We start from the raw sequence: 11,893 nt of genomic DNA, 5'->3' as shown, positions 1-11,893 counted from the left end.
CGTTACTTGCTGGCCAGGTCGTGCATCTCCTTGACCAATGCTTTTGTCTCCGCACTGTCGCGCGCTAAAACGCGTAGCAAGTCGTAGATCGGGCCTGCTTGGAGCCGGTCGATAATCTCCGCGTTGAGCGTGCGGCCGTTGTACTCGGCGATCTCCATCAACTTGGCATGCAATTCTCTCGGGATTCGCAGCGATGTCTTAATGTAGTCGTCTTGCGTCGGCTTCTTGATGGGCGATTTGTTCATCGCCCAATTGTTTCTGACCCGCCAAGTTTTAGGCTAAAAACTCCTTCATAATGAAGGGTGATTGTGAGAATCTGTTACTTTTCATTTCACAAGTAAAGGTTAAAAACCCCTCTACTTTTGATATGCAATCAAGGCAAACCTGTAATATAGTTAACACACTGTAAACATTTGATAGCAGAGTATTATGGAAAACTTACCCCGGATAGTTGCTGCATACGAGAAGATGGATAAGCAGGCACGCGACAAGTATGTATTGCGTATGGAGCAGTCCGCCATCCGATACCCGATGCAGGTCCAGCAGCGTGCAAATCTACGACTTGTTACTAATGAGAACCGGTGACTGAATTAGGCGCTCTGTTGCCTCGGCCTCATCTAAGATATCCCTCTGCCCCCGTTCACTAGTCGTTCGGAAGAGAGTTACCAAGTGCATTTCTTCTTCGTTCAACCAAGCGTAGAAAGGCGCGCGCGATGCGGGCGACTCGCGTGGCGGCTCAACTGGGCGCACATACTCCACGCCATCCGGCGTATCGAGATAACCGGCGCCCATCTTATATTTTTCCTCTAAGCGACGAGCGACCTTCTCCCCGAAGGAGCCATCCCCGCGCAATTGCGAAAAAAGACTCTTCTCTTGTTTTGGTATGCCGTTGTCGGCAACCCACTTGGCAAGGTTCGCTCTGCGAGTGTCAGTGATGTTCATGCGCGCAGTTTAGTGTTTATTAAAGTAGTAATCACTTGACAGGTGGTTTAGCATTCACTAAACTCGCCTGCATGGACCTGAAAAAATACATCTCCGCCGAGCGCGGACGCGCCAAATCGCTTGCTGCCCACCTGGGCATCTCGCCTTCATTCCTTTCGCAAATCGCGGCAGGAACAGCGCCAGCTTCGCCATCCAGGTGCTTGGAGATCGAGAAGGGCACCGGCGGCCAAGTCACACGCAAGGACCTGCGCGAAGACTGGCGCGAAATCTGGCCCGAGCTCAAGCAATCCAACGCCAATCCCCAGCGCGCCACCACCCCGCGCAAGCCTGCGAAGGAAGTCGCATGAAAACCGCTACCCAAGATCACTTTTTGTGCGTCGTCATAGTCGCCGCTATCGCGGAAGCACGCCGCGCAGGCGATGACGTGAAAGTCGCCAGCGAGGCTGCCGCCAAGGCGTATGTGGCTGGACTAGTAGCGGCGGATGCGCCCGGCGAAAACAGCGGCGAGCGGGTTATCAGCGCTACGGGCCAGGTGGAATATCGCCCTCCGTCGTGAGTAGTTTTTGCAGTTCCGCAATGGCTGTTCGAATCGGTATCTCCTGCAGCTTGGTGGAGTCCATTGGACCCTCAAGTGTCATTGGCCCCGTTATGTCGATTCTCACGTTGAGCCAGCCGAAGTCGTATGTGCCCGAAGTTTTGACTTTCCCGTTGATGAAAGTCGCAGTCATTTCTTTTTTGCAGTCCATGGGAGATCCCTTTGCAAGTTGTTGTGTGAGAACTGCAACTGTAACGCATTGGAATCTCCCGCCCATATTTTGGAAAGCACCACATGAGCAACCACGCCAATCTCGCCGCTGCACTGCTTGCTGCCTTCAGCCTCGACACAGACAAGGCCGACCCTGTCGCCATCGCCGATGCGCTGGCAACCGTGCTTGTCGCGTTCGCCGACCTGGTGCGCGGCCCAGCGCCGGTGTTTGCTGAGCTGGCCGCCGTCGAGCTGGCGCCGCTGCCAGGCCAGGCCGAACTGATCGCCGAGGTGCGCAATCTGATCTGCGAAATCCGCGCAGACCGCCAGGCGTTTGCCGAAGAGCGCAAGACCAACAACCGGCTGTTCCGTTCCTTCGTCGGCGGCATGCCAGGCGCCGAACACAGCGGCCTGCCGGGCTGACGCCGCTCACCGAATTCCGTATCACTGCCGGCCAGACCGCCGGCCTAAATCCTGAAATCCGCATCACTAAAGGAGCTGCATCATGAACCACACCATCAACCGCAAGCCCGACCCCCGCCTGCATCCCGTCAAGGTCTACCTTGGCGAGGAGGAGTTGGCGACCCTGCAAAGCCACTGCCATGCGATCGACACCACTTGCAGCGCTTTCCTCCGCAAGGTCGGCCTTCGTATCGCGTCAGCACACCAGCAGGTTATCCGCTACCCCGGGCGCCGTGAAGGTCCGAGTGCAGGCCTGGGCAGGGCCTTCTCGTTCCCGGGGCAGGGCGCCCGGCGCGTGCAGCGCGGCGCGTTGCGGCCGATGCGTTCCTGAAATAACCCGATCCGTACCGACCGGGCCACCAATCGATAGGGCTTCCATGCGCCACCTGATTTCCACCGCAGCACTGATCATGACCAGCCGTGAAATTTCTGATCTTGTTGAATCACGCCACGACAACGTGAAAATTGCCATTGAGCGGCTTGCTCACCGTGGCGTGATTCAACTTCCTGCAATGCAGGACGTCAAAAACGGCCAAGGCCAGACGGTGACTGAATACCACATCGGAAAGCGCGACAGCTACGTCATCGTCGCGCAGTTATCGCCGGAGTTCACAGCGCGGCTAGTCGATCGCTGGCAGGAACTGGAGGCGGCGGTCATCGCGCCGGCGGCGCCGGCCGAGCTGTCGCGCATGGAGTTGATCGAGCTGGCCATGGCCGCCGAGCGTGAGCGCCTGATGCTGGTGGCGCAGGTCGCCGCCGACGCGCCAAAGGTTGCCTTCGCTGAAGCGGTGCGCAACGTCGATGGCCTGTGCAGCTTGGAGAAGATCGCCAAGACGCTGGGCTGGGGCCGCAACCGCTTCATCGCGGCGCTGAAGGAGGCTAAGGTTTTGCAGGCCTCGCGTATCCCGTACCAGAAATACATCGAGCGCGGCTACTTCGAAGTAGTCGAGCAAACGCCGTGGGAGGACTCGAAGGGCGATTCGCACGCGTCGTTCACCACGATGGTCACCGGCGCCGGCCAGGTCTGGCTGGCGAAGAACTTCCAGCATGAGCGCCACGTTGCGGCGCAGATGGCCGCCATCGGTACCACGCTCGTCGCCGCCCACTGAAAGCATGAACATGACAGATTTCAACCGCATCCCGGTTGGGCCGCTGCTTTCCCTGGCCCAGCTCTCGATCTCCCTGCACAAGGCGCAGAACGCCGTGGCTGTTGCTCGGTTCGACTATCTCGACCGCCTGAAGAAGTTCGAGCGCAAGCGCGGCGCTGTCGGCCGGCTCGACAAGAACAACGCCGCGCACGCCGCCGCCATCGCGTACACCGCTGATGAATACGAGGCGCTGCTGGCCGCGCGGCGCAACGCCTACAACATCAAGCGCCGCTGGCAGAACGCCTGCCGCAAGTTCAACTGAAGCACCCAACCCGGAGACACGCATGGATCACGCAGACGTACTACACATCATCGAAGACCGCACCTTCACCGCGAAGATGGGCGAGCGCACCATCACCGGCCTGATGGTCGAAAGCACCTGGAACGGGCTGACGAACTACACCGCCGCCAACGGTGCGAACCTGGTGGTGCTGGACGCCGAGCGGCGCGTGGTCACCGGCAGCGCCGCGCTGCTGGTCCACTTGGGCCTGGGCGAGCCGCAGATCGGCGCCGAGTTCAGCGGCGGCATCTACGCCGGCCTGACCGAGGTTGACGGCAAGCCGGCGCGCCTGATCATGTTGCTTCCGCACGCCGTCGATGTGTCGTGGGATACCGCGATGGACTGGGCGAAGCTGCAAGGCGGCCACCTGCCTACGCGCGCCGAGCAGCGCACTCTCATCGAGAACGTGAAGAGTCACTTTGAGCCCCGTTGGTATTGGTCCTGCGACCAGCACGCCGACTTCCCGTCTTACGCTTGGCTCCAGCTCTTCGGCAATGGCTACCAGGTCAGCTACCACTAGTCGTATGCCGGCGCCGCGCGCGCCGTCCGCAGATTGCCAATTTAATCATTCAGTAATTTAGAGGACAAGATGGCAAACGAAAACAACACCGGCGCCGCGCCCGGCGCACTGCCGCCGCTGCCGAACCTGGCAAGGATGGCGCCACATGAACTGAATTCCGCGCTACTTGAGTTCGGCAGCGCCGCGTGGCACATGGGTCTCGACGTCGGGCTGGAGCATGCGCCAGCCGTCACCGACACCGGCTTGCTTGAGCTGCGCGACCACCTGGCCGCTGCAGCGCAAGACAACCAGGCGATCACGCTATCGCCTGTAGCTGCCAGCGCGCTGCATCACGCGATGACTACGCCGTCGGCAGCATCCAGCCCAGCCGGCGAGGCGATGCAAGAGGCGCGCGCGTCGCTGGATGAGGCCCTGGCCAGCGATGAGCTTCGCCAGTTGAAGGCTGAGGCGCAAGCGCTGGCCGCCGACGGCGCCAACTGGAGCATGCACGTCGGCTGCATGTTCTTTCTTGCCCTGATCGAGCGCATCGAATCGTTGGACACCAAGCCGGCCGGCTACATCGCCAGCCAGGACATGGTCAAGCTCGGCAACTGCCGCGCTGAGCTGTGGGCCGCGCCGCCAGCCGCCGATGCTGTGCCGGTATTCCTCGGCGCTCCAGCGGCGCCAGAAGGCTGGCAACTAGTGCCAAAGGTTCCGACGCCAGAAATGATCATGGCTCTGGCCGTGCTGCCGGACATGGTCGACGGACGAATCATCCGGTACAGCATCGACAAGCTGCCAGATGCGTACGCCGCCATGCTCGCGGTTGCGCCAGCCGCCGGAACTCCGCCCTGACCGAATTTACCGGGCCGCCGCGCCCCGATCTGCGCGGCAATATATCGGAGAAATCATGAATTTACCCAATCTGTCCGGCAAGCAAATCCGCAACATCGTAGTCGGCGCCGTCGTCGGCATCCTGTTGCTGTCGTTCTGGCCACTGAAGTCGGTCCCGACTGGCTCGCGTGGCGTAATTACGCAGTTCGGCGCAATTAAAGGCGTCGAGCAGGAGGGGCTGGCCTTCGTGCCGCCTTGGCAGCGCCTGTCGATCTTCAGTATCCGCGCCGAAGAGGCGAGCATCGAGAATGCCGACGGCAGCACCGCCGACACCCAGCCAGTCAAGGTCAGCATGACGGTGCGCTACAGCATCGCCACCGACCGCGTCGCCGAGGTCTACGAGAAATACAGCCACGATGGCAACCTGGCCAGCTACGTGCAGACGGCGGCGGCCGAGGTATTCAAGGCAGTGACCGCACGCTACACGGCGCCGGACCTGATCAGCAAGCGGTCCCAGGTCTCGGGCGACATCAGCGCCGCCCTGCGCGAGAAGTTGCGCCTGTACGGCGCCAGCGTGATCAATATCGACATGCGAAATTTCTCGTTCGGCGGTAGCTACATGGCGGCCATCAACGAGAAGGTCACGCAAGAGCAGCTGCGCTTGGGCGCCGAGAATAAGCTGAAGACCGTCGAGGCCGAGCAAAAGCAGAAGGTGGCGATCGCCGAGGCTGAAGCCAAGGCGCTGTCAGCAAAGGCAGACGGCGAGGCCTACGCCAACCTGACGGTGGCCAAGGCCCAGGCCGAAGCCTTGCGAGTTCAAAACGCCGCGCTGGCGCAGAACAAAGACGTGCTGGAACTGCGCCGCATCGAGGTGGAGCAGACGAAGGCCAATCGCTGGGACGGCGTGTTGCCGACGACGATGTACGGCTCCGCCCCGATCCCGTTCCTGAATGCCAAGTAGATGGGCAGCGAATCGCCCGAACGCGGCACGGTCGCCAAGTTGCTCGACTTCGTCAAGGCCGAGCGCGGCCTTATGAGTGACGCCGAGCTGGCGCGTGAGATGGGCTGCGACACGGCCTACGTGTGCAACCTGCGCAAGGAACGGATCGCCTTGTCTTCAAACACGATCCTGAACCTGCACATCAATTTCGGTATTGGCGTGCAGGAGATCTTCGACCGCTCCGGCCAGCAATTCCGCTGGGGCAAATAGAAAAGCCGGCGTCCAGGCCGGCTTTGTACAGCAACTACAGAGGCAATGATGATACCACAAGAAAAAATCACGGCGGTGAATCCATGACGACCGCGAACTACCAAAGCACCAAGGTCGTCGAGGCCGCCAAGGACTGGCGCGTCACCGACAAAGCGGAGGCCGGTGCACCGCCGGCGGCGAAAGAGCAGGCGCGCAAGGAGCACCGTTTCAGCAAGCAGAAGCTGCGCGCCGCCGTCGACGAGCTGGCGAAGAAAGGTCAGCCATGACGCGCATCGTAAAAATATTCCCTCCGGCCGGTAGCCGCTCGCGCGCGTTGCTCATCGCACTTCAGCAAGGCCCTGGCACCTTCTACCAGGTGTGCGAGCGCGCCAACTTCGACATCGAGGACTCCCGCCTTGAACTGGCCCTGCGCCACATCTTCGACCACATGATCGGCGGGAACGTGAGCTTGCGCGGCCTGACCTATTCGCTGACCGAAGATGCACGGATCTCGTTGGGCGAAGCGCCACCCGCGCCGTACGTTGGTCAGGTGGCCGGCCCAGCCTATCGAGGCACCGCCTATACCGCGCCCGTCAAGATTGCGCGCCGCGCTGCTGGAGCACACGCATGAAGCGCGACGACTTCAATTTCGATCTGCTGCTGGGCGACCTTGCGGCGGGCGCGTCGACGCCGGTTCCAACGTCTCGGCCAGCAGGACCTCGTTCGCCGCGGCGCGTGAAGCGCGACTTCCTGACGCCGCAACTGGACCTGGGTCATGAGTTAATCATAGACAACTTTGCAGGCGGTGGCGGGACCAGCACCGGCCTGGAAGAAGCATTCGGCCGCCCGGTGGACATTGCGATCAATCACGACCCCGAAGCCCTGGCGCTGCACGCCATGAACCACCCGCTCACGAAGCACCTATGCGAGAGCGTTTGGGACGTCGACCCGATCAAGGTGACGAACAACCAGCCGGTCGGCTTGGTCTGGTTGTCGCCGGACTGCAAGCACTTCAGCAAGGCCAAGGGCGGCACACCAGTGGCAAAGAACATTCGCGGCCTGGCCTGGGTGACGCTGCGTTGGGCGGCGAAGTGCAAGCCGAGGGTGATCATGCTGGAGAACGTCGAGGAGTTCAAAACTTGGGGGCCGCTGCTGGTGGACGCCGAGGGCAACTTCCGTCCAGACCCCTCGAAGAAGGGCAGGACGTTCGAAAGCTTCCTGCGCCAGCTGCGCGGCCACGGCTATACAGTCGACCACAAAGAGATGCGCGCCAGCGACTACGACACCCCGACGATCCGCAAGCGATTCTTCCTGGTTGCGCGGCGCGATGGCCTGCCGATCCGTTGGCCCGTGCCGACGAATGGCGCACCGACGTCCGCCGGCGTCCTGGCCGGTAACCTCGCGCCCTGGCGCACGGCCGCCGAGTGCATCGACTGGACCATCCCGTGCCCTAGTATCTTCGAACGCAAGCGGCCGCTGGCCGACGCCACACTGCGCCGCATCGCCAAGGGCATCCAGCGCTACGTGGTGGACGCGGAGACGCCGTTCATCATCGGGCAGGGCGGTCCGATCTATTCCGGCAAGCCGGTATCGGCCGATCAGCCGTTCGGCACGCTGACAACCGAGAATCACCGCGCCCTGGTCGTGCCCAGCATCGTACCGGTCACGCACCAGGGCGGCGACCGCAGCGAATCGGTTCATGAGCCGTTCCGCACAATCACCAGCGCCCAGCGGGGCGAGAAAGCGCTGGCCGTGGCCACGCTGGTGGATGCCGCGCACGGCGAGGTTTCGCCGAGCGGCGTCAAGCGCTGGGGGCCCGGCTGCAAGGATATTTCTACGCCACTCGGGACGGTGACGGCATCTGGCGGCAACGCAGCGCTGGTGACGGCATTCTTGAACGAACACGCCAATTCCAGCAATCAGCGCACGATGCCCGCCGACGAGCCGTTGCGCACCATCTGCGCCCAGGTCAAGGGTGGTCACTTCAGCGCCGTCTCCGCGACGCTAGTGGGCGTGGGCGGCCGTGCTGGGGAAAGCCGACCACGTGGCGCTAACGAGCCGGCGGCGACGATCACTGCGAAGGGCGATACCGCGATCGCCACTGCCTTCTTGGCGAAGCACTACACCGGTGTCGTTGGCTCTGATCTGGAAGACCCTCTCGGTACTGTGACCAGCTGCGACCACCACAGCCTGATAACTACACACATCCAGCGCGACATGGGGCGAAGCGTCGGGCACCCTGCTGATGTACCGTTGGCAACCGTGACAGCTGGGGGCGGCGGAAAGGCGGCGTTGGTATCCGCTCACATTACCAAGTTCCGTACCGGCGCCACCGGCAGCGACATGAACTTGCCAGTGCCGACGATCACGGCGGGGCCCAAGGAGAACCCGGCCGGCGCACCGCACGCGCTGGGCATCGTCACCGCGCACATCGAGGCGATGTATTCGCAGAAGGGCGACGAATCACGCGGCCAGGACGCGCGCGAGCCGATCAAGACCGTCACGGCCAGCGCCCAGCACGCGGTGATGACCAGTAGCCTTGTGAAGCTGCGTGGCACCAGCAGCACGGCCAGTATGGATGAGCCGCTGCACACGGTCAGCGCCGGCGGCCAGCACCACGCCGAGGTGCGTGCCTTCTTGCTTGCGTACTACGGTACCGATCAGGACCAGTCGCCGAATTCGCCGCTGGCCACCGTGACGAGCCGCGACCGCTTCGGCCTGGTTACCATCCAGGGCGTCGACTACCAGATCGTCGATATCGGTCTGCGCATGCTGGAGCCGGCCGAACTGTACCGCGCCCAAGGCTTCCCTGCCGCCTACGTGATCCGCGAAATCCCGGACCCGAAGCTGCTGTTCAAGGATGGGCATCAGGCCGATGGTAACCCATTGGATCTGCCGCGCGTGCCGCTGACGAAATCAGCCCAGGTGCGGATGTGCGGCAACAGCGTTTGTCCGCCGATGGCGCGGGCGCTGATCCAGGCGAACTTCATGCACGAGCGCGAGATGGGGACGGTCGCAGCATGACGCTCGCTTCGTCAATTACTCTGCGGCGGAAGGTTTGTGACTTCCATCTTAATTGCTTGGCGGCCGGAGAGCACCGCTTCAATACCGGATCTGATTGCATTTGCCTGATTCTCCAGGTTGTTGTGGGCTTCGGGGTTGTACCTACGCTCTCGCAATTCGAGTGCTTCAAAGTCGTAGCCCTGAGCGACTGCTATCGCAATAAGCAGTTCGTTGAATTTGTCGTCCCGACGCCGGAAGAGTCGATTGTGCTCATCCGGGGATGCATCTGTACCGAGATTTTCAGCGAGGGTCGCGAAGTATTCGTGCCATGCGCGCGTGACGTTCTTTTCGTCTTTGGTTTGATGACGCTCACCAGGCACAAGTCGGCCATAGAAGGCGATATCAATCATGTTGAGGGCCTGCACGTGCTCAGGCGAAAGGCGCGTTGCTCGTGTAGCCATGAGCGACCGGAAAATTCCTTCCTTCATCGAATTTTTTGCCTGGCTTCGTTCTATCCACTTTTGCGCCTGAACGGCTGCGACAGGGCCAATTACCGTTGCTAGGACTACGAGCCATTCGCCGAGTCGAACGGCTGGTTCAACTGCATCACTCATGTTGCCCTCCATTAATAGAAAGGCAAATATACCATGCACTACACCCTGAACGAGGTCGACCGCCACCACCAGGTCAACATCAATGAATCCGCGCCACCGGTGTTGATCCCGAAGCGCTGCGTCTGCGGCAAGGCGGCTACTGCCAAGCAACTGGACCAGCACAGCAAGTGCGTCGCCTGCCAGCTGGCCGACCGCGTCGCCACGCTGCAGCCGGAAGACTTGGCGATCCTGCGCCATATGGTGGGCGCGACGGATCACCACCCGCGTTCGCGCTGGGGCTTCCGCAACGAGTACTTGTGCAATCACCGCGACAAGCCGTCGATGGGGCGACTGATGTTGGCTGGCTTCGTCATCGCCGGCGATGCGATGCTTGTGTTGTCGCCATCGGACCTGCGCTACTTCCACGCCACGGCGGCCGGATGTAAGTTGGCGGGCCTGCCGACGAAGCGCGCTTCCGTGGCGCTGGGAGCGCGGCCATGACGACCCTCTACCTGGCCGGGCCGATGAGCGGAATCGTCGACGCTGACGGCGTTCCAAATTTGAACTTCCCACTGTTCAACGCCGAGGCCGCCCGCCTGCGCGCGCTGGGCTACACGGTCGTGAACCCGGCCGAGATCAACGGCGGCGCGGCCGAACTGGTGGCCTGCGCAGCCATGACGCCGGCCGAGCTCAAGGCCCACTGGCGCAAGTGCATGCGCCGCGACATCCCGGCCATGATGGAGTGCGACGCCATCGCGCTGCTGCCGAACTGGTTCAAGTCGAAGGGCGCCAAGCTGGAGGTGCGCATCGGCTCGGACCTCGATATGCCGATCAACATGGCGGCGGACCTGGTCGACCGGGTGTGGGATTTCTCGGATTTGGATTACGAGGAGGTGGCGTGATGCATTTCGACGACACAATCCCCAGCCGCGCCGAAGCACGCCAAGATGCCCGCAAGCAGGCCCAGGCCGGCGCTGAGCGTGCACTGGCTGACGCCGACCGCCGCAACGGCGCGCTGATGCGCAAGGACTCGCGGATGGTGCGCCTGCTGAAGGCGTATTGCGCGGTGCCGGATGACGGGCGTGATGCATTCGTGGATCGGGCGGTGTCGCCGTGAAGCTCACAAAAGCTGAGCGTGCCACACTGGCCAGCATGTTCGTCGGCCGCTGCGCCTATTGCGGCGATCCGCTGGGCGGACGCTGGCACGCTGACCACAAAGACCCAGTCCTGCGCGGTTATGCCGAGCCCAGCGCCGAAAATCCGACAGGCATCCTCCACACGCACCGTGATGTGATCGACAACATGATGCCGTCCTGCGCCCCCTGCAATCTGGACAAGGCCAGCTACACGCTGGAGCAGTGGCGAACGAAACTGGAAGGCTCGGCCGCATCGCTGACGCGCTACAGCTCGACGTACCGGCATGCCTTCCGCTTCGGACTGGTGAGGCCGGTGGCCGAGCGCGTGACGTTCCACTTCGAGCGTGCCACCGAGGTGCAGCCTTGATGCGTCGCAGCCCACTCAAGCCCGGTACCGGTTTTAAGAGCCAAGGTTTCGCGCGCGGCGAGCGCATCGAAGCCCGCGAGGTGACGAAGGTCAAGGTGGCGCGCGAGAAGAAGCACAAGTGCGCTGTGCGGACTTGCCGCGCCGAGTTCGTCCGGCCGCAGCCGTTCGTGACCTGGTGTTCGCCGGAATGCGGCGCCGCGCTGGCCATGGCGAAGATCGAGAAGCAGCGCGCAGGCGCCGCGAAGGCGGAGCGCAAGGCCGACAAAGAGAAGCTGGCCAAGTTCAAGCGCAAGGCCGACCACGTCGCCGACTGCCAGAAGGCATTCAACGCCTGGGTGAGGTTCCGCGACCGGTTGGAGCCGTGCATCGATTGCGGCCGCCGCGCCGGCGCCGGCTCGCTCACCGGTGGCGCCTGGGACGCCGCTCACTACCTGTCGCGCGGCAGCCACCCGCACCTGCGCTTCGACGAGAGGAATGTGTTCGCCCAGCTCAAGGGCTGCAACCGGCCCGGCGGCACCACTGCGGCATCGTTTCGCGCCGGCGTCATCGCGCGCATCGGCCTGGCCGCCGTTGAGGCGCTGGAAGCCGACAACGATCCGCGCAAGTACTCGGTCGACCAGCTGATCGCCATGACCGCGCACTACAAACAATTACTGAAAAACCTGAAAGCCGCTGCCTGACGGCGCCGGCATAAC

The 11,893-nt window shown here is 62.4% G+C and carries 21 protein-coding genes; 18 read left to right on the top strand and 3 right to left on the bottom strand.

The window, feature by feature from the left end; genetic code table 11:
- Positions 1–2 precede the first annotated feature (2 nt).
- Together KVP70_RS13455 and KVP70_RS13450 are read right to left on the bottom strand one after the other, a co-directional pair.
- Positions 3–245, bottom strand: a complete 243-nt coding sequence (locus tag KVP70_RS13455; protein WP_217942735.1) for an Arc family DNA-binding protein — start codon at positions 243–245, stop codon at positions 3–5.
- A 310-nt stretch (positions 246–555) separates the two neighbouring features.
- Positions 556–942 carry a hypothetical protein gene (locus tag KVP70_RS13450; protein WP_217942734.1) on the bottom strand — a complete coding sequence of 129 codons (387 nt, stop codon included), beginning with the start codon at positions 940–942 and terminating at the stop codon, positions 556–558.
- Positions 943–1,013: 71 nt separating this feature from the next.
- Here KVP70_RS13450 and KVP70_RS13445 point away from each other — a divergent pair, with 71 nt between their 5' ends.
- The 13 genes from KVP70_RS13445 to KVP70_RS13385 all read left to right on the top strand — a co-directional run bounded on the left by KVP70_RS13445 (position 1,014) and on the right by KVP70_RS13385 (position 9,123).
- Positions 1,014–1,289 (top strand): transcriptional regulator, encoded by a 276-nt coding sequence (locus KVP70_RS13445; RefSeq protein ID WP_217942733.1) that lies wholly within the window; start codon positions 1,014–1,016, stop codon positions 1,287–1,289.
- Positions 1,286–1,498 (top strand): hypothetical protein, encoded by a 213-nt coding sequence (locus KVP70_RS13440; RefSeq protein WP_217942732.1) that lies wholly within the window; start codon positions 1,286–1,288, stop codon positions 1,496–1,498. Before KVP70_RS13445 ends, KVP70_RS13440 begins: the two co-directional genes overlap by 4 nt.
- Positions 1,499–1,771: 273 nt before the next feature.
- The gene (locus KVP70_RS13435) at positions 1,772–2,110 is read left to right on the top strand and encodes a hypothetical protein (protein WP_217942731.1); all 339 of its coding nucleotides are present in this window, start codon (positions 1,772–1,774) and stop codon (positions 2,108–2,110) included.
- 82 nt (positions 2,111–2,192) lie between these two features.
- A complete protein-coding gene (locus KVP70_RS13430; RefSeq protein WP_217942730.1) occupies positions 2,193–2,480 on the top strand; it encodes a hypothetical protein in 288 nt (95 codons plus the stop codon).
- 46 nt (positions 2,481–2,526) lie between these two features.
- On the top strand, positions 2,527–3,258 hold the full coding sequence (locus tag KVP70_RS13425) for a phage antirepressor KilAC domain-containing protein (protein ID WP_217942729.1): 732 nt from the start codon (positions 2,527–2,529) through the stop codon (positions 3,256–3,258).
- 4 nt (positions 3,259–3,262) lie between these two features.
- Positions 3,263–3,559, top strand: a complete 297-nt coding sequence (locus KVP70_RS13420) for a hypothetical protein (protein WP_217942728.1) — start codon at positions 3,263–3,265, stop codon at positions 3,557–3,559.
- 22 nt (positions 3,560–3,581) lie between these two features.
- Positions 3,582–4,097 carry an Lcl C-terminal domain-containing protein gene (locus tag KVP70_RS13415; RefSeq protein ID WP_217942727.1) on the top strand — a complete coding sequence of 172 codons (516 nt, stop codon included), beginning with the start codon at positions 3,582–3,584 and terminating at the stop codon, positions 4,095–4,097.
- A gap of 69 nt (positions 4,098–4,166) precedes the next feature.
- Positions 4,167–4,931, top strand: a complete 765-nt coding sequence (locus KVP70_RS13410) for a hypothetical protein (RefSeq protein WP_217942726.1) — start codon at positions 4,167–4,169, stop codon at positions 4,929–4,931.
- Between the two features lie 55 nt (positions 4,932–4,986).
- Positions 4,987–5,871, top strand: coding sequence for a prohibitin family protein (locus KVP70_RS13405; RefSeq protein WP_217942725.1), 885 nt, complete (start codon positions 4,987–4,989; stop codon positions 5,869–5,871).
- Positions 5,872–6,120 carry a hypothetical protein gene (locus KVP70_RS13400; protein WP_217942724.1) on the top strand — a complete coding sequence of 83 codons (249 nt, stop codon included), beginning with the start codon at positions 5,872–5,874 and terminating at the stop codon, positions 6,118–6,120.
- Between the two features lie 83 nt (positions 6,121–6,203).
- Positions 6,204–6,386, top strand: a complete 183-nt coding sequence (locus tag KVP70_RS13395; protein ID WP_217942723.1) for a hypothetical protein — start codon at positions 6,204–6,206, stop codon at positions 6,384–6,386.
- Positions 6,383–6,730 (top strand): hypothetical protein, encoded by a 348-nt coding sequence (locus tag KVP70_RS13390; RefSeq protein ID WP_217942722.1) that lies wholly within the window; start codon positions 6,383–6,385, stop codon positions 6,728–6,730. The genes KVP70_RS13395 and KVP70_RS13390 overlap by 4 nt, the downstream gene beginning before the upstream one ends.
- 104 nt (positions 6,731–6,834) lie before the next feature.
- Positions 6,835–9,123, top strand: a complete 2,289-nt coding sequence (locus KVP70_RS13385; protein ID WP_416053843.1) for a DNA cytosine methyltransferase — start codon at positions 6,835–6,837, stop codon at positions 9,121–9,123.
- 11 nt (positions 9,124–9,134) lie between these two features.
- On the opposite strand, the gene KVP70_RS13380 is transcribed toward KVP70_RS13385, so the two are convergent.
- Positions 9,135–9,716, bottom strand: coding sequence for a DUF6680 family protein (locus KVP70_RS13380; protein ID WP_217942720.1), 582 nt, complete (start codon positions 9,714–9,716; stop codon positions 9,135–9,137).
- Positions 9,717–9,749: 33 nt separating this feature from the next.
- On the opposite strand from KVP70_RS13380, the gene KVP70_RS13375 reads away from it, so the two are divergent.
- Genes KVP70_RS13375 through KVP70_RS13355 form a run of 5 tightly spaced genes read left to right on the top strand, consistent with a single transcriptional unit; the run spans position 9,750 to position 11,878 of the window.
- Positions 9,750–10,196, top strand: coding sequence for a hypothetical protein (locus KVP70_RS13375; RefSeq protein WP_217942719.1), 447 nt, complete (start codon positions 9,750–9,752; stop codon positions 10,194–10,196).
- Positions 10,193–10,597 carry a DUF4406 domain-containing protein gene (locus tag KVP70_RS13370; RefSeq protein WP_217942718.1) on the top strand — a complete coding sequence of 135 codons (405 nt, stop codon included), beginning with the start codon at positions 10,193–10,195 and terminating at the stop codon, positions 10,595–10,597. Before KVP70_RS13375 ends, KVP70_RS13370 begins: the two co-directional genes overlap by 4 nt.
- The gene (locus KVP70_RS13365) at positions 10,597–10,812 is read left to right on the top strand and encodes a hypothetical protein (RefSeq protein ID WP_217942717.1); all 216 of its coding nucleotides are present in this window, start codon (positions 10,597–10,599) and stop codon (positions 10,810–10,812) included. Before KVP70_RS13370 ends, KVP70_RS13365 begins: the two co-directional genes overlap by 1 nt.
- Positions 10,809–11,198: an HNH endonuclease signature motif containing protein gene (locus KVP70_RS13360; protein ID WP_262311685.1), complete on the top strand. Its 390-nt coding sequence runs from the start codon at positions 10,809–10,811 to the stop codon at positions 11,196–11,198. The genes KVP70_RS13365 and KVP70_RS13360 overlap by 4 nt, the downstream gene beginning before the upstream one ends.
- Positions 11,198–11,878 carry a recombination protein NinG gene (locus KVP70_RS13355; protein ID WP_217942716.1) on the top strand — a complete coding sequence of 227 codons (681 nt, stop codon included), beginning with the start codon at positions 11,198–11,200 and terminating at the stop codon, positions 11,876–11,878. The genes KVP70_RS13360 and KVP70_RS13355 overlap by 1 nt, the downstream gene beginning before the upstream one ends.
- Positions 11,879–11,893 lie beyond the last annotated feature (15 nt).

The sequence above is a fragment of the Duganella violaceipulchra genome (genome assembly GCF_019166075.1).
GTDB classification, from domain to species: domain Bacteria; phylum Pseudomonadota; class Gammaproteobacteria; order Burkholderiales; family Burkholderiaceae_D; genus Rugamonas; species Rugamonas violaceipulchra.
The sequence above is the reverse complement of the archived record's forward strand: the minus strand, read 5'-3'. Positions and strand labels throughout refer to the sequence as shown.

Excerpts from the sequence above, each read along its gene's own strand:
- KVP70_RS13455 (WP_217942735.1), bottom strand. The coding sequence starts at position 245 with ATGAACAAATCGCCCATCAAGAAGCCGACGCAAGACGACTACATTAAG.
- KVP70_RS13450 (WP_217942734.1), bottom strand. The coding sequence starts at position 942 with ATGAACATCACTGACACTCGCAGAGCGAACCTTGCCAAGTGGGTTGCC.
- KVP70_RS13445 (WP_217942733.1), top strand. The coding sequence starts at position 1,014 with ATGGACCTGAAAAAATACATCTCCGCCGAGCGCGGACGCGCCAAATCG.
- KVP70_RS13440 (WP_217942732.1), top strand. The coding sequence starts at position 1,286 with ATGAAAACCGCTACCCAAGATCACTTTTTGTGCGTCGTCATAGTCGCC.
- KVP70_RS13435 (WP_217942731.1), top strand. The coding sequence starts at position 1,772 with ATGAGCAACCACGCCAATCTCGCCGCTGCACTGCTTGCTGCCTTCAGC.
- KVP70_RS13430 (WP_217942730.1), top strand. The coding sequence starts at position 2,193 with ATGAACCACACCATCAACCGCAAGCCCGACCCCCGCCTGCATCCCGTC.
- KVP70_RS13425 (WP_217942729.1), top strand. The coding sequence starts at position 2,527 with ATGCGCCACCTGATTTCCACCGCAGCACTGATCATGACCAGCCGTGAA.
- KVP70_RS13420 (WP_217942728.1), top strand. The coding sequence starts at position 3,263 with ATGAACATGACAGATTTCAACCGCATCCCGGTTGGGCCGCTGCTTTCC.
- KVP70_RS13415 (WP_217942727.1), top strand. The coding sequence starts at position 3,582 with ATGGATCACGCAGACGTACTACACATCATCGAAGACCGCACCTTCACC.
- KVP70_RS13410 (WP_217942726.1), top strand. The coding sequence starts at position 4,167 with ATGGCAAACGAAAACAACACCGGCGCCGCGCCCGGCGCACTGCCGCCG.
- KVP70_RS13405 (WP_217942725.1), top strand. The coding sequence starts at position 4,987 with ATGAATTTACCCAATCTGTCCGGCAAGCAAATCCGCAACATCGTAGTC.
- KVP70_RS13400 (WP_217942724.1), top strand. The coding sequence starts at position 5,872 with ATGGGCAGCGAATCGCCCGAACGCGGCACGGTCGCCAAGTTGCTCGAC.
- KVP70_RS13395 (WP_217942723.1), top strand. The coding sequence starts at position 6,204 with ATGACGACCGCGAACTACCAAAGCACCAAGGTCGTCGAGGCCGCCAAG.
- KVP70_RS13390 (WP_217942722.1), top strand. The coding sequence starts at position 6,383 with ATGACGCGCATCGTAAAAATATTCCCTCCGGCCGGTAGCCGCTCGCGC.
- KVP70_RS13380 (WP_217942720.1), bottom strand. The coding sequence starts at position 9,716 with ATGAGTGATGCAGTTGAACCAGCCGTTCGACTCGGCGAATGGCTCGTA.
- KVP70_RS13375 (WP_217942719.1), top strand. The coding sequence starts at position 9,750 with ATGCACTACACCCTGAACGAGGTCGACCGCCACCACCAGGTCAACATC.
- KVP70_RS13370 (WP_217942718.1), top strand. The coding sequence starts at position 10,193 with ATGACGACCCTCTACCTGGCCGGGCCGATGAGCGGAATCGTCGACGCT.
- KVP70_RS13365 (WP_217942717.1), top strand. The coding sequence starts at position 10,597 with ATGCATTTCGACGACACAATCCCCAGCCGCGCCGAAGCACGCCAAGAT.
- KVP70_RS13355 (WP_217942716.1), top strand. The coding sequence starts at position 11,198 with ATGCGTCGCAGCCCACTCAAGCCCGGTACCGGTTTTAAGAGCCAAGGT.